Source organism: Pseudomonas sp. C8002 (assembly GCF_013385765.1).
Taxonomy (GTDB): domain Bacteria; phylum Pseudomonadota; class Gammaproteobacteria; order Pseudomonadales; family Pseudomonadaceae; genus Aquipseudomonas.
This window is the reverse complement of sequence record NZ_JACAPJ010000033.1, coordinates 1-24,874: the sequence shown is the minus strand read 5'-3', so window position 1 is coordinate 24,874 and position 24,874 is coordinate 1. Positions and strand designations below refer to the sequence as shown.

2 protein-coding genes are annotated in these 24,874 nt (G+C 65.2%); both read right to left on the bottom strand.

Going from position 1 to position 24,874, the window contains the following annotated elements; translation table 11 throughout:
* Positions 1-176 precede the first annotated feature (176 nt).
* Positions 177-11,594 (bottom strand): non-ribosomal peptide synthetase, encoded by an 11,418-nt coding sequence (locus HX814_RS28160; protein WP_177015441.1) that lies wholly within the window; start codon positions 11,592-11,594, stop codon positions 177-179.
* Positions 11,591-24,514, bottom strand: coding sequence for a non-ribosomal peptide synthetase (locus HX814_RS28155; RefSeq protein WP_177009639.1), 12,924 nt, complete (start codon positions 24,512-24,514; stop codon positions 11,591-11,593). The genes HX814_RS28160 and HX814_RS28155 overlap by 4 nt, the downstream gene beginning before the upstream one ends.
* Between the last annotated feature and the right edge of the window lie 360 nt (positions 24,515-24,874).

Genomic DNA, 24,874 nt, shown 5'->3' with positions numbered 1-24,874 from the left:
ATGGCCCGTCGCGGCGGCCCGCGCAAGCGTGCCGGAGTGCGGGCATGCCGAGCCTGAGCGAGGCACCGAGTGGTGGGGCAAAGACCTTTTGGTTACTTTTGGGGCGTTTGCCAAAAGTGACCCGCTGTAAGAGCGGAACCCTAAGTGGCCGTTACCGCAGCAACGGATATGTACACTCACGAAACCCGCTCCCCAACCACAACCCCATCCCGCCACCAAGCCGCCAAACTAAAGACGTTCGGCGCCTTGAGCAGCGAAAAATGATTCCCCGGCCCATACCAAACCTCCAACACCCCCACGCACCCGCGCCACCCCTCAACCATCAACCCCTGCTCCCGCTGATTACCCGCCGCATCGAGGGTCGGATCCTCCGCCAACACCAACCGCACCACCCCCTCATACCGCCGACCAGGCCGATAAACCGTGCGCAACGCCGAGGCATACGTGCGCGCCGGCCCATCCATCGCCTCCACCGAAGACCGCGCAGGCAACAACCCAACCCCCACCATCCCCCCATGCAACAACCTTCGCTGCTCCACTTCATCGCGCCCGGCAAAATCCACCGCATCAATCCCAAGCGACTTACCCGAAGCCACCTGCATCGACTCCACCAACCGCAACAACGCCGCCGTCGTGGTATAGGGCCGGCCCACCACCCCATTGCCCCCGGGCGCCTCGCTGTCGATCAACGTCAACGACGCCACCTCACGCCCCTGAGCCTGCAACCGCGTGGCCATCTCGAACACCACCCAACCGCCAAACGAATGCCCCACCAAATGCACTGGCCCCGAAGGACATTCCTGCTCCAGGGCCTGCAAATAACAGCGCGCCGCCGCCTCAACCTGGCTATGGGGCACCACCTCCCCATCCAGCCCACGGGGCTGCAAGCCAAAGATCGGCCAGTCCCGGCCCAACGCCTCGGTCAACCCCACAAACCCCGTCACGCTATCCCCCGCCCCCGGTACACAGAAGATCGGTGCCTGCCCGGCGCGACCACTCTGGATCCGCAACAGCGGCTGATGCACCGCCACAGCCGGCGCCTCACTCAACGCCAGGGCCTCAACCATCGCCTGCCCCAGCGCCTGGATATGCGGTGCCTGCATCATGCTCTGGTGATCCCCCGGCACCTCAATGCGGCGCAATTGCCCCACGGCCAGTGCCTCATCCCATCCCAAATCCAGGCTGCGCCGCGAGAGTTCCGTCGGCCGCTCGGCGGCGCTGAACAAGTGCACCGCCAGTGGCATCGGGAACAGGCTGTAATGCGCCAACGCATGCCCATGCCCGACTTCCCGCTGGATAAAACTCAACAGGTCCGCGTCCGAAGCCGCCGCCATCTGCGCGTACAACAAATGCCGATCGCGGCAGCGTTGCAGCAAACCCGCAAAGTCCAGCTGTCCAATGTCCGCTTCCAGTTGCTCAAGGCTCGCCAACTCATCCACACCTCCCTGTGCCTTCCAATACGCCGTGCACTGCAACAGCAAATGCCGCTTGAGGGCATCCGGCCCGCTCCAGCGCGCCTTGCCCTGGTCGGTCATGCGCGGCACGTAGCTGTCGATCAACCCGAGGAATGCCACCGGTTCGTCCAGCCCCTGCAGTTGCATCGCCACTTCATAGGCCAACACCCCGCCGAACGACCAACCCGCCAGCCGATACGGCCCATGGGGCTGCACCGAGCGGATAATCCCCACCAGCCGCGCCGCCAGGCCTTCCATGGTCTGCAACTGCACCTCGCCAAGGGGTGCACCGGGCAAGCCATAGATCGGGTAGTCCCCCGGCAGGTGCCGGCCCAGCGCCGGGAAATACACGTCCATGCCGCTGAACTCATGCACCAGGAACAACGGCGGCTGGCTGCCGCTGGCGCGTACGGTGATCAGCGAGCTGTTGTCCTCCCGCGCCGTGCGCTGACCGAGCATCGAGGCGACCGAGGCCACGCTGGCGTGCTGGAACAGCTCGGCCAACGACACCTCAAGCCCCGCCTCTTCCATCAGGTTGACCAGCCGGATCGCCAGCAACGAATGGCCACCCAGTTCAAAGAAACTGTCATGCCGACCGACCTGCTCCAGCCGCAACACCTCGGCCCAGAGGCGTGCCAGGGTCTGTTCCAGCTCGTTCGCCGGCGCCTCGAACACGCGGCTCGCCGATGCCTCCAGCGCGGGCATCGGCAGGGCCTTGCGGTCGACCTTGCCGTTGGCTGTCAGGGGCATTTTTTCCAGCGGTACATAGGCCGATGGCACCATGTAGTCCGGCAGGTGCTGCAGCAGATGACTGCGCAACACTTCGATGGCCAGCGGCTCGCCGGTGTAGTACGCCACCAGGCGCTTGTCCCCCGGCGCATCTTCTCGTGCCAGCACCACCACATCCTTGATGCCGCTGCAGGTGGCCAGGCGTGCTTCGATCTCGCCCAACTCGATGCGGAAGCCGCGGATCTTCACCTGGTCGTCATTACGCCCGATGCACTCCAGCAGTCCGTCCGCCGACCAGCGCCCAAGGTCGCCGGTGCGGTACAACAAGCCATCGCCAAACGGATCATCGACAAACTTCTCGGCCGTCAGCTCCGGCCGGTTCAGGTACCCCTTGGCCACGCCATGCCCGCCAATGCAGATTTCCCCGACCACGCCCAGCGGCACCGGCTGCAAGTGCGCATCCAGCAGGTGGATTTGCGTGTTGGCAATCGGCCTGCCGATCGGCACGCTTTCGGCATCGGCGGCGATGGCCTGCACTTCATGCGTGGTGGCGTAAGTGGTGGTTTCCGTCGGGCCGTAGCAATGCACCAGCCGCAGTGCCGGCGCCTGGGCCAGCAGGCTGCGGAACGCCGCCGGGTCGGCCCGTTCGCCGCCGCACAACAGGATGCGCAGCCCGGCCAACGCGTCGGGAATCAATTGCACGTACTGGTTGAACAGCGCAGTGGTGACGAACAGGATCGTCGCCCCGCCCGCCTTCAGTGCCCGGCCAAACGCGCCGGGGTCGAGCAAGGTCGCATGGTCGATCACCAGCACCTGGCCGCCGTTGAGCAAGGGGCCCCACACGTCCATGGTGCTCGCGTCGAACGCCGGATTGGAAGCGAACGCCACGCGGTCATGGGCGTTGAAATCGGCGTAGCCGTTATTGATCACCAGCCGCGTGATGCCCCGGTGCGGTACCAGAACGCCTTTGGGAGTGCCGGTGGAGCCGGAGGTGTACATGATGTACGCCACGCGCTCCGAGGACTGCGACAGGTCCGGGTTGTGGCTCGGTTGCGGGTCCAGCGCCAGGGTGTCGAGGTCGATACGTCGGGCCGGGTAAGCGACAGGCTCGCTGCTGTGGGTCAACAGCCACACCGCGCCACTGTCCTGCACCATAAAGGCCTGGCGCTCGGCCGGGGCGTTGATGTCCAGCGGCACGTAGGCCGCCGCGCATTTGAGGATTGCCAGTTGGCTGAGCAACAGGTCAATCGAGCGCGGCAACAGGATCGCCACATGGTCGCCGGGCTGCACGCCCAGGTTGCGCAGGTGGTGCGCCAACTGGTTGGCTCGGGTGTTCAGCGCGCCGTAACTCAGGGTGTGTTCACCATGCACCACTGCGATAGCACCCGGGCGTGCCTGGGCCTGGGCTTCGAACAAACGCTGCACCGTATGTTCGTGAGGGAATTCGCGCTGGGTGGCGTTGAATTCCATCCGCAGTTTTTCACGCTCCGCCGCCGGCAGAATCGACAGTTGGCTGATTGAGCCCCCTGCATTCTGTTCCAGGGCCTGCACCAGTTGCTCCAGGGCAACATGCAGGTACTCGCAGAGGCGTGGCGCGCCCTGCCCCATGGCGTCAAAGCCAAACCCGTCGCCCTGGTCATCGACACTCAGGGACAGCGCAAAGTTGGTACGTTCCTCGGCCTTGAGCACCTGCATGCCCTGCCACGCCTCGGCTACGCCGCCAGCGTGCGGGGCGCTGTGGCGATAGTTGAACAGCACGCTGAACAGCGGCGTATTGGCCGGCAGCCCGCTGCAACGCTGGGCCAGGGCCAGTGGCGCATGTTCGTGACTGAGCAACCGGGTCAGGCTTGCGTGGGTGGCCATCAGCGCTGCGTGCACCGTGCGCTCACCCAGGTCGACCCGCAGCGGCAAGGTGTTGATGAACACGCCCAAGGCACGTTCGGCGCCTTCGCCGCCTTGCAGCCGGCCCAGCAATACGGTGCCGAACACCACCTGCTCGCGGCCGGAAACCTTGCCCAGCACCTGCGCCCAGGCCAGGTGCATCAGGCTCGCAGCACTCACCCCAAGCTGCCGTGCCAGGGTGCGCAGGCGCCCGTTCAACAGCGGGTCGACGCGCAAATGTGCCTGTTGCGCTTCACCCGGTGCACTCAATGCCAGCGTCGGCTCATCGACCTCCCCGAGCATCTCGCGGAAGAACGCTTCGTGCTCTTCCTCGCGCATGCCCAACCGCGTCTGCGCCACATAATTGCGATACGGCACCGCCGCACCCAATTGCTCGCACCGGCCCAATAGACAGGCTTGCATCTCGTGCTGCAATACTTCCAGTGCCACGTGGTCCATCACCAGATGATGGAACAGCAACAACGCAACCACCCGCTGGTTGGCCGGGTCCTCGGCGTACACCAGGCGCATCAGCGGTGCCTGAGCCAAGTTCAGCCGATGCTGTTCGAAGCGCGACTGCAATTGCTCCAGCACATTGCCCGTCGCCTGAATCGCCTCAACCCGCAGCGAAGCCTGGCGCCACACCACCTGCACCGGTTCTTCCAGCCCGTCCCAGTGCATCGACGAGCGCAGGATATCCTGCCGCTCGATCACCGCTTGCAACGCCTGGGCAAACGCTTCAAGGCGCTCGACGCTGGCGAAGGCAAACTGCGCCTGTAACAGGTACGCGTCACCCTGTTGCACTGCGCGGTGGTGATACAGGATCCCGGCCTGCAACGGCGCCAGCGGGTAAATGTCCTGAACGTTGGCCGCGCCACCGGGAATGGTCGCGACAAGGCGGTCGATGGCGGGTTGCTTCAGGTTCACCAGCGTCAGCATGTCCGGGGTGATCCGCGTGCAATCCGCGGCGATCCCATTGGCTGGCACCACCACTTCGCGACCACCACCCACGGCAGCCGCCAAGGCTGCAAGGGTGGGTTGACCAAACAACACTTTCACATCCGCCGACAACCCGACCCGACGCATGCGGCCAATCAGGCTGGCGGCCAGCAGCGAGTGGCCGCCCAGCTCGAAGAAATGGTCGTGCCGACCCACACGCTCCACCTTGAGCAAATCCGCCCACAGGCCGGCCAGGGTGATTTCGGTTTCCCCCACAGGCGCGACGTACTCCCGGGCGCTCACCGATTCCAGGCCTGGCGCCGGCAGTGCCTTGCGGTCGAGCTTGCCATTGGGGCTCAGGGGCAAGGCCTCCAGGTGCATGAAGGTGGCCGGTACCATGTAGTCCGGCAGGTGTTCCAGCAAATGGCTGCGCAAAGCGTCGATTTGCGCCGGTACGCCGGTGTAGTAAGCCACCAGCCGTGAATCGCGGGCGACCACGGCGGCTTCGTTGATCTGCGGGTATTGCAGCAGTCGCGCCTGAATCTCACCCAGCTCGATGCGCAGCCCACGGATTTTCACCTGGTCATCGTTGCGGCCCAAATACTCGATAGTGCCGTCCGGCAGGTAGCGCCCGACGTCGCCAGTGCGATACATCCGGCCGGCGCTGAACGGGTCCTTGAGGAAGCGCTCGGCCGTCAGCTCAGGACGGTGCAGGTAACCCCGCGCCACTTGCACACCGCCGATGAACAGCTCGCCCACCACACCCAATGGAACAGGCTGCAACTGCCCGTCCAGCAGGTACATGCGGGTGTTGGCAATCGGCTTGCCGATGGGGGTGTTGTCCGGCGTGACGGGCCCGGCGCAATCCCACGCCGTCACGTCCACCGCCGCTTCCGTCGGGCCATAAAGGTTGTACAAACCGATGCCCGGCAACTGCTGTTTGAAGCGGCGCACCAGGCTGCCTGGCAACGCTTCACCACTGCACATCACCCGCACCAGCCCGGCGCTCTGGCTGACGTCGCCGTGGGCCAGGAACACATCGAGCATCGACGGCACAAAGTGCAGCGTGGTGATCTGCTCCGCCTCGATCACCTCACACAGGTAGGCCGGGTCTTTATGCCCGCCAGGACGCGCCATCACCAACCGCGCGCCGGTGAACAGCGGCCAGAAGAACTCCCACACCGACACGTCGAAGCTGAACGGGGTTTTCTGCAACACCCTGTCCTGGGCAGTCAGTCCGTACTCGTCCTGCATCCACAGCAGGCGGTTGACCACGCCCGCGTGCTCGTTGATCACGCCTTTCGGTTGGCCGGTAGAACCCGAGGTGTAGATCACGTAGGCCTGATGCTGCGCGGTCAGCCCATCCACTCGTGGGTTGGACGTTGATTGGTGCTGCCAGGTGTTCCGATCCAGGTCCACCAGCGGCACCGTGACGTCGCCCAGCAACGAACGGGTTTCGCCCTGCACCAGCACGGCGGCCGGGGCGCTGTCCTTGAGCATGTAGGCGATACGTTCCAGCGGATACGCCGGGTCCAGCGGCACATAACCGCCGCCCGCCTTGAGGATTGCGAACAGGCCAATGACCATCTCCAGGCCGCGCTCGACGCAAATTGCCACCCGCGAATCCGGCTGTACACCCAGCTCCCGCAGATGGTGCGCCAACTGATTGGCCCGTTCGTTCAGCTCGCGATAGCTCAGGCACTCCGAGCCTGCTTTCACCGCAAGCGCATCCGGCGTTCTCGCCACCTGGGCTTCGAACATACCGTGCAGCGTCTGGTCGAGGTTGTAATCCACTGTGGTGTTATTGAAGTCGAACAGCAGATGCTGGCGCTGCTGATCGTCGAGCAACTCCGCGTGTTCCAGCACCGCCTGATCGTTGTCGACCATCGCTTGCAGCACGCGGGTGAAATAGCCGACATAGCGTTGCATGGTCGACTCGTCGAACAACGCGATGGCGTACTCCAGGGTGCCGCGAATTTCGCCCCGGGTCTCGCCGAGGTTCAGGGACAGGTCGAACTTGGCAAAGTGACTGTCCTCCACAATGCCTTCAAGGCTCAGGTCGCCGAGGGCCAGCACCGGCGCGTCACTGTCCTGCCAGGTCAACATCGTCTGGAACAGCGGGCTATGGGCCAGGCTGCGCAATGGCCGGGTGATTTCCACCACCTGCTCAAACGGCAGATCCTGATGAGCCTGGGCGTCCAGCGCCAGCCCCTTGACCCGCGCCAGCAGCGCCTCGGCGCTCAGCTCGCCCGAGGTATCAATGCGCACTGCCAGGGTGTTGACGAACAGCCCGATCAGGCCTTCCACCTCGGCCCGCTGGCGGTTGGCGACGGGCGAGCCAATCACCACTTCCTCCTGCCCGGCCAAGCGCGCGAGCAACGAGGCCCACGCCGTCATCATCACCATGTACAGTGTGGTGCCGTGACGTTGGCTGAGTGCCTTGAGCCCGGCGGTCAGGCGCTCATCCAGGTGCACCTCGACGCTACTGCCGGCGTAGTCCTGCTGGGCCGGGCGTGGACGGTCGGTCGGCAACATCAGCAACGCCGGCGCACCGGCCAGGGTGTGTTGCCAGTAGCTGCTCTGGCGATGCAGCACTTCGCCGCTCAGCCACAGGCGCTGCCATACGGCAAAGTCGCTGTACTGGATCGGCAACGGCGGCAGTGGGTCAGCCTCACCGTGGCTGAACGCCTGGTACAGCGCCATCAGTTCGCGGGTCAGCACGCCCATGGACCAGCCATCGGACACGATGTGGTGGATAGTCAGCAGCAACACGTGATGATCGTCGGCCATGATCACCAGGCGCCCGCGCAACAGCGGGCCGCGCTGCAAATCAAAAGGCGCCGAGGCTTCGCCCTGGATCAACGCGTCGAGCACCTGCTGTGCTTCGGGGTGGCGACGCAGGTCCTGGACTTGCAGGGGCATCACTTCTTCAGGCGGCACGATCAGCACCTGGGCGTCGTCATCCTGCTGGGCAAACCGGCTGCGCAAGGTCTCATGCCGCGCGACGATCCGCGCCAGGGCCCGTTGCAGCGCGTCGACGTGCAACTGCCCGCGCAAGCGCAGGCCGATGGGAATGTTGTAGGCGGTGTTGGCGCCCTCCATCAACGCCAGGAACCACAGGCGTTGCTGGGCAAACGACAACGGCAACTCCGTATCCCGCGCTGCCGGCAGGATATCCGGCAAGGTGCTGCGCCCGGCCTGGGCCACTACCTGCGCCACCGCCGCCAGTTCGGCATTGGCGAACAGTTCGCCCAGTGCCAGGTCGACCCCCAGTTGCTGGCGAACCTGGGACACCATGCGCATGGCCAGCAACGAATGGCCGCCCAACTCAAAGAAATGATCCTGGCGCCCAACACGTTCCACTTGCAACACATCGGCCCAGATCTGCGCGAGGACGGTTTCGATATCGTTATGAGGCGCCTCGTATTCGCGAGTGAAGACGGCGGCCAGGTCCGGCTTTGGCAGGGCCTTGCGGTCCAGTTTGCCGTTGGCAGTCAGGGGCAACGCATCGAGTTTCACGTAGGCCACCGGCACCATGTAGTCCGGCAAGTGCGCCACCAGATGGGCACGAACCTCGCCCACCTGAAGCGGTTCGAATTGCGGGTTTTCGGTGAAGTAAGCCACCAGCCGGGGCTGGCCCGGTTGGTCTTCACGGGCCAGCACCACCACTTCCTGAAGACCAGGCAGTTGGTTGAGGCGGGTTTCGATTTCCCCCAGTTCGATGCGCACACCGCGGATTTTCACCTGGTCGTCGTTGCGGCCCAGGTACTCGATATTTCCGTCCGGCAACCAGCGCGCCAGGTCGCCGGTGCGGTACATACGGCCCGAATTGAACGGGTCATCCAGGAAACGTTCGGCGGTCATTTCCGGGCGATTGAGGTAACCCCGCGCCACGCCCTTGCCGCCCACGTACAGTTCACCGGCAACCCCCAAGGGCACCGGGCGCTGCTGTTCGTCCAGCAGGTAAACCGTGGCATTGGCGATGGGTTTGCCGATGTGCAACGGCTGCCCGGGCTCGATCCGCCCGGAGGTAGCGACCACCGTGGCTTCGGTGGGGCCGTAGTTGTTGATCACCTCGAAACGCTGGGCCCGGGTGAACTGGCGCAGGCGGTCGCCGCCAATCAGCAAGGTGCGCAGGGTCGGGTGCTCGATGTTCTGGCTGAACGCATATTCGGCCACCGGCGTGGGCAGGAAACACACGTCCAGCGGTTGTGCGCGCCACCAGTCCAGCAGCGCGTCGATATCTTCAGCGCCGTCGTGGGCCGGCGGCAGGTGCAAGGTGGCCCCCACGCACAGTGCCGGCCAGACTTCCCAGGCCATCGCGTCAAAGCCAAACCCGGCAACGCTCGCGGTGTGACGGCCTGCGCACAGGTCAAACGCGGTGCAGTGCCAGTCCACCAGGTTGGCCACGGTGTGATGTTCCACCATCACGCCCTTGGGCAGGCCGGTGGAGCCGGAGGTGTAGATCACGTAGGCCAGGTTGGCGGGCGTGACGGCCACCTGCGGGTTGCTCGCCGAATGGTGGTGCCAGGTAAAACGGTCCAGGTTGATCACCGGCACATCGAGCGCGGGCAGGCGCTCCAGCAGTGCATGTTGGGTCAGTACCGCGACCGGGGCGCTGTCGCCGAGCAGGTAGCTCAGGCGCTCGGCCGGGTGCGACGGGTCCACCGGTACATAGCAGGCGCCGGACTTGAGGATCGCCAGCAACCCGGCCAGGGTGTCCAGCCCGCGCCGGGCAACGATGGCCACGCGATCGTCGGGTTTTACCCCCAGCGCCAGCAGGTGATGGGCCAGCAGGTTGGCTTGTTGATTCAACTCGGCATAGGTCAGCTGGCGGCCTTGATACACCGCGGCCACCGCGTCCGGGGTCAGCAGGGTCTGGGCCTCGATACGCCCATGCAGGGTGGTGCCTTGGGGGAAGTCGATGGCTGTCGCGTTGAACTGCTCCAGCAAGTGCCGCTGCTCCGCCTCGGGCAACACCGACAAGCGATTCAAGGGTGTTTCGGGTGCCTGTTCCAGCGCCTGTACCAAATTCTCCAGGGCAGTTTGCAGATAAGCGCACACCCGCTGCGGATCAACCTGGGCGCAGGCCAACAGGCTCAGGCTGAAGTCTTCGCCCAGGTCGTCGACGCTCAGGGTCAACGGGTAGTTGGTGCGTTCCTCGGAGCGCAACGCTTGAATACCCTGCCAGGCCGAGACCGCTTCGGCGCTCGCGCCGCCTGCGCTATGGCGGTAGTTGAGCAACGCGCTGAACAGCGGCGTCGGCGCCACTACACCGCTGCAACGCTGGGCCAGGGCCAGCGCCGCGTGTTCGTGACGCAGCAAGGTGGTCAGCCGGGCATGGGTCGCCTTGACCCCGGTGCGCACGTCTTCGGCGCCTACATCCACCCGCAATGGCAAGGTGTTGATAAAGATCCCCAGGGCACGGTCGGTGTCGTGGCTGCCCTGCATGCGGCCCATCAGCACCGTGCCGAACACCACCTGTTCCTTGCCCGCCAGCACTCCCAGCACCTGGGCCCAGCCCATGTGGAACAGGCTCGCGGCGCTGACGCCCAACTGCCGGGCCTGGGCGCGCAAGCGCCGGCTCAGCTCCGGGGCCAGCGGCAGGCTGATCTCCTGGATGTTGTCGCCGTCGCCCTGCACATCCTGCAGGCCGTAGGGCAAGGTCGGCTCGCTGATGTCGCCGAGCATCTGCCGGAAGAACCCTTCGTGCTCCTGCTCGCTGATGCCCAGGCGCGCCTGGGCGACATAGTTGCGAAACGGCACCGCCTGGCCCAGTTCAGCCGCCCTGCCCAGCAGGCAGGCTTGCATCTCGTGGCAGACCACTTCCAGCGCGCTGTGGTCCAGGGCCATGTGGTGGAACAACAGCATCGCCACCACCCGTTGGCCGGCTTCATCCCAGGCCCGCACCAGGCGCAGCAGCGGCGCGCGGGTCACGTCCATGCGGTAGTGGCGGCCATCGAACAGGCGATGCAACTGGGCGGCGATATCGCCGTCTGCCGGGTCCAGTTCAATCGCCTGCACCGGCAGGCGCGCCGTGCGCCAGACCACTTGCGACGGCTCTTCCAGGCCTTCCCACACCACGCCGGTCCGCAGGATGTCGTGACGGTCGATCACCTGTTGCAAGGCCAGGGCAAAGCCCTCGAAACGCTCAAGGCTGTCGAAGGCAAACAGCGACTGCATGATGTACGGGTCGCCGTGTTCGGCACTCACATGATGGTAGAGGATGCCCTCCTGCAACGGTGCCAGCGGGTAGATGTCCTGCACATTGGCGACGCCACCCTCGACGGTCTCGAGGATGCGATCGATGGACGCCTGGCTGAGGGTCGACAGGCTCAGCATCTGCGGGGTAATCGAGGTAGCGCCCGGTGGAATGCCATTGGCCGGCACCTGCACCTCACCGGCCTTGGTGGCCGAGTACTCCCCGGCCTTGATCAGCTCGATCAGCGCCGGCTTGTGTTCGCGCAGCGAAGCCACCAGTGCCGCGTCGCTCAGGGCCTGCTTGTTGCCTTGCACCGACAACTGATCGCCCTTGAGCGCCAGTTGCACATCCTTGGCCTTGAGTGTCGCCAACAGTTCGATGATGCTCACAGGACGATCTCCATTCGTTCGGTAATTGCGGCGTAGCCGGCCAGGGTCGGCTGTTCGAACAGGCCCCGCACATCGGCTTCCATGCCTTCCTGACGCAAGCGTCCGATCAAGCTGACGGCCAGCAACGAGTGCCCGCCCAGCTCGAAAAAGTTGTCGTGACGCCCGACCCGCTCCACCTTCAGCAGCTCGGCCCACAGCCGCGCCAGGGTGATTTCGGTAGCGCCCACCGGGGCTTCGTACTCGCGCACGATCAGCGATTCCACACCCGGCGCCGGCAAGGCCTTGCGGTCGAGCTTGCCGTTGGGGCTCAGGGGCAGAGCGTCGAGATGGATGAATACCGCGGGCACCATGAAGTCCGGCAAGCGCGCCAGCAGGTGCGTCCGCAGTTGTTCGATATCGGCTGGCACTCCGGTGTAGTAAGCCACCAGGCGTTCGTCGCGGGCCAACACGGCCGCTTCCTTCACCTGTGGGTACTCGGTCAGCCGCGCCTGGATTTCCCCCAGTTCGATACGCAGGCCACGGATTTTCACCTGGTCGTCATTACGGCCCAGGTACTCGATATTGCCATCCGGCAGGTAGCGCCCGACGTCACCGGTGCGGTACATCCGGCCTGGGTTGAACGGGTCCTTGAGGAAGCGCTCGGCCGTCAGTTCGGGACGGTGCAGGTAACCGCGAGCCACTTGCACACCGGCGATAAACAGCTCGCCCACCACGCCCAGCGGCACCGGTTGCAACCGGGCATCCAGCAGGTACATGCGGGTGTTGGCAATCGGCTTGCCGATAGGCGTGTTGTCCGGCACCACGGGCCTGGCGCAGTTCCAGGCGGTCACGTCCACCGCGGCTTCCGTCGGGCCATAGAGGTTGTACAAACCGATGCCGGGCAATTGCTGCTTGAAGCGCCGCACCAGGCCGCCGGGCAAGGCTTCGCCGCTGCACATCACCCGCAGCAGCCCGGCGCCCTGGCTGACATCACCGTGGGCCAGGAACACATCGAGCATCGACGGCACGAAGTGCAAGGTGGTGATCTGTTCTGCCGCGATCACCTCGCACAGGTAAGCCGGCTCCTTGTGCCCGCCGGGGCGTGCCATGACCAGCCGCGCACCGGTGAACAGGGGCCAGAAGAACTCCCACACCGACACATCGAAGCTGAACGGGGTTTTCTGCAGTACCGCATCAGTGGCGTTCAGGCCGTAGGCGTCCTGCATCCACAACAAGCGGTTGACCACACCCGCGTGCTCGTTGATCACGCCCTTGGGTTGGCCGGTGGAGCCGGAGGTGTAGATCACGTAGGCCTGGTGCTGCGCGGTCAACCCGGGAACCTGTGGGTTGGACACCGGCTGGTGCGCCCAGGTGTTCTGGTCAAGATCCACCACCGGCACCGTCACGTCGCCCAGCAACGAACGGGTAGCGCCCTGCACCAGCAGCGCCGCGGGCTGGCTGTCTTGCAGCATGTAGGCGAGGCGATCCAGCGGGTACGCCGGGTCCAGCGGCACATAACCACCGCCGGCCTTGAGGATCGCAAACAGACCGATGACCATCTCCAGTCCACGCTCGACGCAAATCGCCACCCGCGCATCCGGCTGCACGCCCAGTTCCCGCAGGTGGTGCGCCAGTTGGTTGGCGCGCTGGTTCAGCTCGGCATAGGTCAGGCATTGCTCACCCGCCTTCACCGCCAATGCATCCGGCGTGCGCTCGACCTGAGCCTCGAACAGGCCGTGCAGGGTCTGCGCCAGGTCGTAGTCAACCTCGGTGGCATTGAAATCAAACAGCAGCTGCTGACGCTCTGCATCCCCCAGGATCGGCAGGTGGTCAAGGGCCTGGTGCGGCGCGTGCTCCAGGGCCTCCACCAACTGGGTCAACGCCATCTGCATATAACCGCAGACCCGTTGTGCGCCTACCTGGGCCGGGGTCAACGCGGTGAAGTCATAACCATCACCCAGGTCATCGACGTTCAGGGTCAACGGATAGTTGGTGCGCCCGTCATTGGTCAGGGTCTGCATGCCTTCCCAGGCGTGCTGCGCGTCCTGTGAACGGGTGGCGCCGCCCCGGTGGCGATAATTGAGCATCGAGCTGAACAGCGGCAGCGGCGCCGCCACCCCGCTGCAACGCTGGGCCAGGGCCAGGGAAGCATGTTCATGGCCCAGCAGCGCGGTGAGCCGGGCATGGGTGCTGCGCACGCTGTCGCGCACGCCTTGCCCGTCGATATCCAGGCGCAATGGCAGGGTGTTGATGAACACGCCAAGGGCCCGGTCCGCGCCCTCGCCGCCCTGCATCCGGCCGACCAGCACCGTGCCAAACACCACATTCGGCTTGCCCGACGTCACCGCCAACACCTGCGCCCATGCCAGGTGGAACAGGCTCGCGGTGCTCACGCCCAGCAGGCGTGCCTGGGCCCTGAGGCGCCGGCTGAGGGCAGCGTCCAGGTGATGCGTGAATTCTTCGATATCCCGACCATCGCCCTGCACATCCTGCAAGCCAAACGGCAGCGTCGGCTCGTGGATATCGCCAAGCATCTCGCGGAAGAACCCTTCATGTTCCTGCTCGCTGACACCCAGTCGCGCCTGCGCCACGTAGTTGCGATAAGGCATCGGCGCGGACTGCGGTGCGGGGTGCCCCAGCAGGTAGCCCTGCATTTCCCGCAGCACCACGTCGAACGCGGTGTGGTCCAGCACGATGTGGTGATACAGCAGCACCGCCACCACCCGCTGATTGGCCGGGTCGTTGGCGTACATCAGGCGGATCAGCGGCGCCTGAGCGATGTCCAGCCGGTAGCGCCGGGCGTCGAAACGCTGATGCAGGCCGGCCAGCACATCACCGTCCAGATGCAGCGCTTCGACCGTCAATCGAGCCTTGCGCCACACCACTTGCACCGGCTGCGCCAAGCCTTCCCAGACCACACCGGTACGCAGGATGTCGTGGCGGTCGATCACCTGCTGCAAGGCCTGGGCGAAGCTGTCCAGGCGCGCCTGGGTATCGAATGCCAGGTGCGATTGCAGCAGGTACGGATCGCCCTGCTCCGCCGTGATGTAGTGGTAAAGAATGCCTTCCTGTAACGGTGCCAGCGGGTAAATATCCTGCACATTGGCGGCGCCACCCGGCACGCTGGCGACGATCTGGTCGATCATCGGCTGATCCAGCTCCACCAATGGCAGCATCGAGGGCGTGATGCGCGGGCAATCGGCGGCGATGGCATTCACCGGCACCACCACTTCCCGGCCACTGCCCACTGCCGCTGCCAATGCCGCCAGCGTCGGCTGGCTGAACAGCACCCGCACATCGGCGCTGAGGCCGGCCTGGCGCATGCGCTCGATCAGGCTTACCGCCAGCAAGGAATGGCCGCCCAGCTCGAAGAAGTGGTCATGGCGGCCCACTTGCTCCACCTGCAACACCTCGGCCCAGATCCGCGCCAGGGTGGTCTCGACTTCGCCGCGTGGGGCTTCATATTCCCGGCTGAGCACGGCGGCCTGATCCGGTGCCGGCAGCGCCTTGCGGTCAAGCTTGCCGTTGGCGGTCAACGGCCAGCTGTCGAGTTTGACGTAGACCACCGGCACCATGGCCTCGGGCAGTTGGCTGTGCAGCTCGGCGCGCAGGGTTTCGATAACCAGCGGTTTTTGTTCGGTGAACCAGGCCACCAGGCGGCCGTCGCGCACCAGCACCACGGCTTCCTTGACGCCGTCGACGGCGGCCAGGCGGGTTTCGATTTCTCCCAGCTCGACGCGCACGCCCCGGACTTTTACCTGGTCGTCGTTGCGGCCCAGATATTCAATGTTGCCATCCGGCAGCCAGCGCGCCAGGTCGCCGGTGCGGTACATGCGGCCCGGGTTGAACGGGTCATCGAGGAATCGCTCGGCGGTCAGGTCCGGGCGATTCAGGTAGCCGCGGGCCACGCCGCGGCCGCCTACATACAGCTCACCGGCCACACCCACCGGCACCGGCCGTTGTTGTGCATCCAGCAGGTACACCGTGGCATTGGCCATCGGCTTGCCGATATGCAGCGGCTGGCCGGCGCGCACCCGGCCAGAGGTGGCGACCACCGTGGCTTCGGTGGGGCCGTAGTTGTTGATCACCGCGAAACGTCGCTCATGGCTGAACTGGCGCAGGCGATCACCGCCGATCAACAGGGTGCGCAAGCTTGGGTGCTCAAGGTCCTGGCTGAACGCGTACTCGGCCACCGGGGTGGGCAGGAAGCTCACGTCCAGCGGCTGGGCCAGCCACCAGGCCAACAGTTCGTCGATGCTTTCATTGCCGACATGGGCCGGTGGCAGGTGCAAGGTCGCCCCCACGCACAGTGCGGGCCAGACTTCCCAGGCCATGGCATCGAAACCGAAGCCGGCCACGCTGCTGGTGTGGCTGGCGGCCTGCAGGTCGAAAGCTTCACAGTGCCAATGCACCAGGTTTTCCACGGTGCGGTGTTCCACCATCACGCCTTTGGGCTGGCCGGTGGATCCGGAGGTGTAGATGACGTAGGCGAGGTTCGCCGGGGTCAGGCTGGAGATGTGGGGATTGGTGCCGTCGGGATAGGCGCCATGCAGATCGACGATGGCGACATCACCGAGCACGCCACGGGTGCTCTCTTCGGCCAGGACCGCGACCGGTGCGCTGTCTTGCAGCAGGTAAGCGATGCGCTCGGCCGGATAGGCCGGGTCTACCGGGACGTAGGCCGCGCCCGCCTTGAGAATCGCCAGCAGGCCCGCCAGCATCTGCGGGCCGCGTCGGCAGCAGATCGCCACACGGTCGTCGGGCTGTACGCCCAGCGCCAGCAGGTGATGGGCCAGTTGGTTGGCGCGCTGGTTGAGCTGTTGGTACGTCAGGTGCTGGCCGTCCTGGCTCACGGCAATCGCCTGCGGCAGGCGCAGGGCCTGGGCTTCGAAAGCGCCGTGCAGGGTCTGCCCTTGCGGGTAATCGCGGGCGGTGGCGTTGAAGCTGCGCAGCAGGTGTTCGCGTTCGCGGGCAGGCAGTACCGGCAACTGATGCAACGGCGTTTGCGGCGCGTGCTCAAGGGCCTCCACCAGTTGCTCCAGCGCACTGTGCATGGAGTCGCACAGGCGCTGCGCGCCGATGGATTCCAGCGCCAGTACCGTCAGGCCGAAGCCCGTACCGAGGTCGTCCACACTCAAGGTCAGCGGGTAGTTGCTGCGCTCTTCGCCGCCGAGCAATTGCACACCTTCCCAGATACCGTGGCCGTCGCGGGCCATTTCGCCCGGGGTGCTGTGGCGGTAGTTGAGCAAGGCACTGAACAACGGCATCGAGGTCGGCACGCCGCTGCACCGCTGGGCCAGCGCCAGGGATGCATGCTCATGGCCCAGCAAGGCACTGAGCCGGGCGTGGGTCGCCTTGACGCCGGCACGTACCGCGTCGGCACCCACCTCCACCCGCAGCGGCAAGGTGTTGATGAACATGCCCAATGCCCGGTCGGCACCTTCGCCGGCTTGCATGCGGCCCATCAATACGGTGCCGAACACCACGTCCTGACGGCCCGACACCAGCCCGAGGACCTGGGCCCACGCGAGGTGCATCAGGCTCGCAGCGCTGACCCCCAGTTGCCGCGCCTGTTCACGAACCCGCAGCGCCAGCCCTGCATCGACGGGCAATTCGGCCTCTTCGATATCCCGGCCATCGCCCTGCACATCCTGCACGCCGAAGGGCAGCGTGGGCTCGTCGACATCGGCGAGCATTTCGCGGAAGAACTGCTCGTGTTCCTGGGCGCTGACACCCAGGCGAGCCTGGGCCACGTAGTGACGGAACGGTGCCGCGGCCGGCAAGTCATCGGCCTGGTTGAACAGGAACGCCCGCATTTCCTGGCCGACCACTTCCATGGCGGTGTGGTCCAGTGCCAGGTGATGGAACAGCAGGATCGCCGCGACCCGCTGGTTGGCCGGGTCCTGCGCATACACCATACGCAGCAGCGGCGCCTGGGTGATATCCAGGCGATAGTGGCGGGCATCAAAACGCGCGTGCAGTTGTTCGATCACATCACCATCGGCCGGGTCCAGCGGGATGTGCTGTACGACCAATTCGGCATGACGCCACACCACTTGCACCGGGCTGTCCAAGCCTTCCCACACCACGCCGGTGCGCAGGATATCGTGGCGCGCCACGACCTTTTGCAGCGCGCCCATGAAGGCCTGCAAACGCTCGACGCTGTCAAACGCCATGCGCGATTGCAGCAGGTAGGGGTCACCCTGTTCGGCGCTGATGTGGTGGTAGAGGATGCCTTCCTGCAACGGCGCCAGCGGGTAGATATCCTGCACGTTGGCCGCACCGCCGGGCACCGTGGCCACGATGCGGTCGATGGCCGGCTGGTCCAGCTTGACCAGGGTCAGCATCGACGGCGTGATGTGCTCGCAGCCAGGCGCAATGCCGTTGGCCGGCACCACGATTTCCCGGCCACTGCCCACCGCCGCCGCCAGCGCCGCCAGGCTTGGCTGGTTGAACAGCACCCGCACATCGGCGCTCAGGCCCGCCTGGCGCATGCGCTCGATCAGGCTCACCGCCAGCAACGAATGGCCACCGAGTTCAAAGAAGTGGTCAAAGCGCCCTACCCGTTCGACCTTCAGCACGTCCTGCCAGATTTGCGCCAGCAGGGTTTCCACCTCGCCCTCCGGGGCTTCGAAACCACGGCTGAGCAGCGACGCCTGATCCGGCGCAGGCAGGCCCTTGCGGTCCAGCTTGCCATTCGCGGTCAGCGGTAACAGTTCCAGCCAGACATAGGCCGACGGCACCATGTAGTCCGGCAGCCGGCTTTGCAGGTGCGCACGCAGCGCTTCAATGCCCAGCGGCGCCTGGGCGGTGTAGTAAGCCACCAGGCGCTTGTCGCCGGGCTCATCTTCACGGGCCAGCACCACCGTGTCTTTGACGCCGGAAACGCTGGCGAGGCAGCTTTCGATTTCACCCGGCTCGATACGGAAACCACGGATTTTCAACTGATGGTCATTGCGGCCCTGGTACAGCAAGGTGCCGTCCGCCTGCCAGCTCGCCAGGTCGCCGGTGCGGTACAGCAGCCCATCGCCGAACGGGTCGACGATAAATTTCTCGGCGGTCAATTGCGGCTGGTTCAGGTAACCCTTGGCCACACCCGCGCCACCGATGTACAGCTCGCCAACCACGCCCAACGCCACCGGCTGCTGCCGTGCATCCAGCACGTAGGCACGGCTGTTGCCAATCGGTCGACCAATCGGAATACCGCCCTCACCCACCGACTTGATCTCGAAGGTGGTGGAAAACGTCGTGGCTTCGGTGGGGCCATAGCCATTCAGCAGGTGCTGCGGCGCGCCGTGCTCAAGCACCCGGGCGATCACCTGCGGGTCGAGCACATCGCCGCCGACGATCAGGTAGCGCAGTTGCCGGAACATCGGCATCAACCCGTCGGCGTACTGATGGAACAGCCCGGCGGTCATCCACAACACGCTGACGGATTGCTCCTGCAACAGGGCGCCAAACGCGGCCTGGGACAGCAACGTGGCATGCTCGACCACCACCACGCAGCCGCCATTGAGCAGCGGCGCCCACACGTCGAGGGTGCTGGCGTCGAACGCCGGGTTCGAGGCGAAGGCCACCCGGTCGCGGTGATTGAAGTCGGCATAGCCGTTGTTGATCACCAATCGAGAGACGGCGCGATGGGGCACCTGCACACCCTTGGGCGCGCCGGTTGAGCCGGAGGTGTACATGATGTACGCCACGCTTTCGGCAGACTGGGACAGGTTCGGATTATGGACCGGCTGATTGTCGAGGTTCAGCCCGTCGAGATCACGCAGCACCTGCCCGGCGTGACTGTCCTGCACCATGAACGCCTGGCGTTCGTCCGGCGCATTGATGTCCAGCGGCACGTACACCGCCGCGCACTTGAGGATGGCCAGCTGGCTGACCAGCAGGTCGATGGAACGTGGCAGCGCGATGGCCACGCTGTCGCCCGGTTTTACACCCTGGTCGATCAAATAGTGGGCCAGGCGATTGGCCCGCAGGTTGAGTTCGCGGTAAGTAAGCGACACGTCGCCGTGCACCACCGCCAGCGCGTCGGGGCTGGTCAGGACGCTGGCTTCGAAGATCCCGTGCACGGTGTGCGCAGCCGGGTAGGCGCGGGCAGTGGCGTTGAAGTCCACCAGCACTTGATGCCGCTCGGCGGGTGGCAGGATCGACACTTGATGCAGCGGTGTGGTCGGCGCCTGTTGCAGTGCCGTGACCAGGTTGCGCAAGGCGCTGAGCATGTAGTCGCCGACGCGCTGCACATCCACCTCCGCCACGCCTTGCACGGTCAAGGCAAAGCCTGCGCCGAGGTCGTCGACGTTCAGCACCAGCGGGTAGTTGCTGCGCTCCTCGGAACTGAGGATTTCGATCCCGGCGTCGGCGAACGGGCTGGCGCCCGGCGCTTCACCCGGCGCGCTGTGGCGGTAGTTGAGCAAGGTGCTGAACAACGGCAGCGCACCGGACACGCCACTGCATCGCTGGGCCAGGGACAAGGACGCATGTTCATGCCCCAGCAACTGTGCCAGCCGCGCATGGGTGGCGCGCACGCCAGCCTGCACGCCCACCGCGCCGACACTGACCCGCAACGGCAAGGTATTGATGAACATTCCCAGCGCCCGGTCGGCGCCCTCGCCGCCGTGCAGCCGGCCCAGCAGCACGGTGCCGAAGACCACGTCGTCCTGGCCCGAGACCTGGCCGAGGACCTGGGCCCATGCCAGGTGCACCAGGCTTGCGGCACTCACCCCCAGTTGCCGGGCCTGCTCGCGAAGGCCCAGGCTGAGGGCCGGTTCCAATGCCACGTGTGCTTCGCGCACACCGCTGCCGTCGCGGTTCACGTCCTGCAAGCCGAAGGCCAGGGTCGGCTCGTCGATGTCGCCGAGCATTTCGCTGAAGAACGCCTCATGCTGCGCAGCGCTCACACCGAGGCGCGCCTGGGCCACGTAGTTGCGGTACTGCACGGCGTCGGGCAGCAAGCCGGTTTCGCCTGCAAGGCTCGCGCTCATTTCCTCCACCAGCACCTGCAACGCGGTGTGGTCCAGCAGGATGTGGTGCAGCAGCAGGATGCCGACGTAACGGCCGTGATCCTCGGCGTAGGCAAACCGCATCAACGAGGCGCGGGACAGGTCGAGGCGGTAGTGGCGTGGGTCGAAGCGTTCCTGCAGTTGCGCCAATACGGCACTGGAAGGATCGGCTTCAACCTGCTCAACCACCAGCAGCGCCTGGCGCAAGACCACCTGCACCGGCTCGTCCAGGCCTTCCCAGACAATCCCGGTACGCAGGATATCGTTGCGCTCGATCACACTTTGCAGCGCACGGATAAACGCCTCGACCGGCTCATGGCCGCTGAAGCTGAACTGCACCTGCAACACGTAGGGATCGCCTTCGGTGGTTGCCAGGTGGTGGTAGAGGATGCCGGCCTGCAACGGGGCCAGGCCGTAGATGTCCTGTACGTTGGCGATGCCGCCGGGGACACTGGCGATGATATGGTCGATGGCCTGCTGGTCGAGATTCACCAGCGGCAGCATGTCCGGGGTGATGTGCCGCGTCGCTTCGCCGATCAGGTTGGCCGGGACCTGCACTTCATGTTGCCCGCCCACCGCAGCGGCCAGCGCAGCCAGGGTCGGCTGGCCGAACAGCACCCGCACATCGGCGCTCAGCTCGAGCTGGCGCATGCGCTCGATCAGCTTGACCGCCAGCAACGAATGGCCGCCCAGCTCGAAAAAGTTGTCCTGGCGCCCGACCCGGTCGACCTTCAGCAGGTCTTGCCAGAGATTCGCGATCGCGGCTTCCACCGCGCCTTGTGGCACTTCATAACCACGACGGGCCAGGGCATCGGCGTCCGGTGCCGGCAAGGCCTTGCGGTCGAGCTTGCCGTTGGTGGTAAGCGGGAACGCGTCGAGCAGCACAAAGGCGCTGGGCACCATGTACTCGGCGAGGGACAGCAGCAGGTGGTCACGCAGCTCAGCGGCAGTGGGCGTGTGTTCAGGCTGGGCAATCACGTAGGCCACCAGGCGCTTGTCGCCCGGTTCGTCTTCGCGGGCAATCACCACGGCTTCGCGCACACCTTCGCAGGTGGCCAGGCGTGCTTCGATTTCCCCCAGTTCGATACGGAAACCGCGAATCTTCACCTGGTCGTCGTTGCGCCCCAGGTACTCGACACTGCCGTCGGCCAGCATCCGGCCGAGGTCACCGGTCTTGTACAGGCGCAGGCCGGTTGCGGGATCCGTCAGAAAACGTTCGGCCGTCAGCTCATCGCGGTTGAGATAACCCCGCGCCACGCCGGCACCGCCGACGTACAACTCCCCGACTACGCCGCTCGGCACCGGTTCGCGGCGGGCGTCCAGCACATACAGCTGCAAGTCGGGAATGCGCACGCCAATCGGGCTCACGCCCACCCGCTGTGCATCCGCCGCCTCCAGGGCACGGTAGGTCACATGCACGGTGGTTTCGGTGATGCCATACATGTTGACCAACCGCGTACCGGCGTTGGTCACCCGGGCGTACCACGGCTTGAGAATCCCCGGTTCCAGGGCTTCACCGCCGAAGATCACCTGGCGCAGCGAGTGCAGTTGCTGGCTGCGGCCCTGCGCCGCGATCAACTGGCGGAACGCGCTCGGGGTCTGGTTGAGAATACTGACGCCGGCTTCGCACAGCAGTGCGTAACACTCGTCCGGCGAGCGGCTGACCAACTGCGGCACCACCAGCAACTGCCCGCCATGCATCAGCGCGCCCCAGATCTCCCACACGGAGAAGTCGAAGGCAAACGAGTGGAACAGCGCCCAGGTGTCATTGGCGTTGAACTTGAACCAATGCTCGGTGGCGCTGAACAGTCGCGCGACGTTGCGGTGTTCGATCATCACGCCCTTGGGCAGGCCGGTAGAGCCGGAGGTGTAGATCACATAGGCCAGGCTGGACGCGCTGATTGCAACGTTGGGGTTGACGATGGGCTCGTGCTGCAGGCTGTTGAGGTCGATCGACGTGACGTCGCCCACCAGGTGGCGGGTGTCGTCCTGCACCAGCACCGCCAGCGGCGCGCTGTCTTTCAGGGTGTAGGCGATACGGTCCAGCGGGTAGGCCGGATCGATCGGCACATAACCCGCCCCAGCCTTGAGAATCCCCAGCAGGCCAATGATCATTTCCAGCCCGCGTTCGACACAGATCGCCACCCGGTCGTCGGGGCGGATGCCATGCTTGAGCAGGCAATGCGCAACCTGGTTGGCGCGCTCGTTCAGCTCGCGGTAGCTCAGGTGTTCGTGTTCAAAGCGCAGCGCGATGGCTTCGGGATGGCTGGCGGCATGAGCTTCGACTTGCTGGTGGATCAGGGCTGAATCGGCGTAGTGCTGGGTGCTGGCGTTAAGGCCATGCAGCAGATGCTGGCGTTCGGCGGCAGGCAGGATGCCCAGGTTGTGCAACGGTGCATCTGGCGTTTGTTCCAGGGCCAGCACCAGGTTTTCCAGGGCGGTGTGCAGGTAACCGGCAATGCGCGTCGCGCCGATGGAGGCGTCCACCATCACGGTAAAGGCAAAGCCTTCGCCCAGGTCATCGACGTTGACCGTCAGCGGGTAGTTGGTGCGTTCTTCGGCGCCCAACACCTGGATGCCTTCGGCGATGTCGATCACCGCCTGGGTGTCCGAGGCATCGCTGTGACGGTAATTGAGGATGGCACTGAACAACGGCGTGGGTGCGGCCACACCGCTGCAACGCTGGGCCAGGGCCAGGGAGGCGTGTTCGTGATCGAGCAGTTCGGTCAGGCGCTTGTGGGTGGTGTGCACGGCGGCGCGCACGCCTTGTTCGCCTACATCCACCCGCAGCGGCAGGGTATTGATGAACATGCCCAGGGCCTGGTCGGCACCCTCGCCCGCGCCCATGCGGCCGAGCATCACGCTGCCAAATACCACGGCTTCGCGAGCCGAGACCTTGCCCAGCACCTGGGCCAGCGCCAGGTGCATCACACTGGCGGGACTGACACCCAACGGTCTCGCCTGGGCCCTTAGACGGCGACTTAGATCGCCGTCGACGGCAATGCGGGTTTCGTCGATGCCATGCCCGTCACCCTGCACATCCTGCAGGCCGAACGGCAGGGTTGGCTCGTCGATATCGGCCAGCATCTCGCGGAAGAACGCTTCGTGAGCCTGTTCGCTGACGCCATGGCGGACCTGGGCGATGTAGTTGCGAAACGGCACCGGTGCACTGGCGTGTTCGGTCTGGCCGGCGAGGTGCAGCTGGATCTCCCGGCGCACTACGTCGAGGGCGGTGTGGTCGAGGATGGTGTGGTGGAACAGCAGCATGGCGACCACCCGCTGGTTGCGCGGGTCTTCGGCGAACACCAGGCGCAGCAGTGGGGCCTGGCCGAGGTCCATGCGGTAGTTGCGGGCGTCGTAGAGGGCTTGCAGTTGGGTCAGTACATCGCCGTCGAGGCGGGCTTCTTCGCAGGCCAGCGAGGCCTTGCGCCAGACGACTTGCAGGGGTTCGTCGAGGCGATCCCAGGCCATCGAGGTGCGCAGGATATCGTGGCGGTCGATGACCCATTGCAAGGCCTGGGCGAAGGTTTCAAGACGGGCACGGCTGTCGAACACGAACTGCGCGTGCAGCACGTAGGGGTCGCCCTGGTGCGCTGACAGATGGTGGTAGAGCATGCCTTCCTGGAGGGGCGCCAGAGGGTAGATATCCTGCACATTCGCCGCCCCGCCGGGGATCGCGGCGACGATGCGGTCGATGGCGGGTTGGTCGAGGTTGACCAGGGGCAGCATGTCCGGGGTGATGCGATAGGCCGGGCTGAGCCAGTCGCCGCCGTGTTGGGCGACGAGGTCGAGCAGTTGGGGTTTGTGGGCGATCAGTTGGTCCCATAGGGCGTCATCCAGCGCGTCGTCGTCACCCAGGATGATCAGGTCGCCTTCGTCCATTTGCAGGCGGATCGGGTGGGTGGAAAGAGCTGCCAGTAATTTGCTGAACTGCATGGGGTAACCTGCTTTTTTGAGTCGGATACGGTTGAGGAGAAAGTCCGTTTTCAGCTGTCGCGTAAGTGCCTGGGAGGCCCGGTTTAAAGCGCGGGCGCAGTCGTGGGCCGGGAGGCTTCCCGCAGGGTTGGGAAATTAGAGGATTCGGGGGGTGGGGGGTGACATGGGAAGCGGGGACAAAGCGGCTGGCGTGGGGGAACTTTCGTATTTGTTGGATGGGGGGCATATCCGTTATTTGGGTGATGGCTTCGATTGGTTCCGCTCTTACAGCGGCTCACTTTTGAAGAGCGCAAAAGTAAGCAAAACGCTCTTGCCCCACCACTCGGCACCTCGCCTGGGCTCGGTGTGCCCTCACTCCGG

Bases quoted from the DNA above. Each gene is read 5' to 3' on its own strand.
- HX814_RS28155 (WP_177009639.1), bottom strand. From the start codon at position 24,514: ATGCAGTTCAGCAAATTACTGGCAGCTCTTTCCACCCACCCGATCCGC.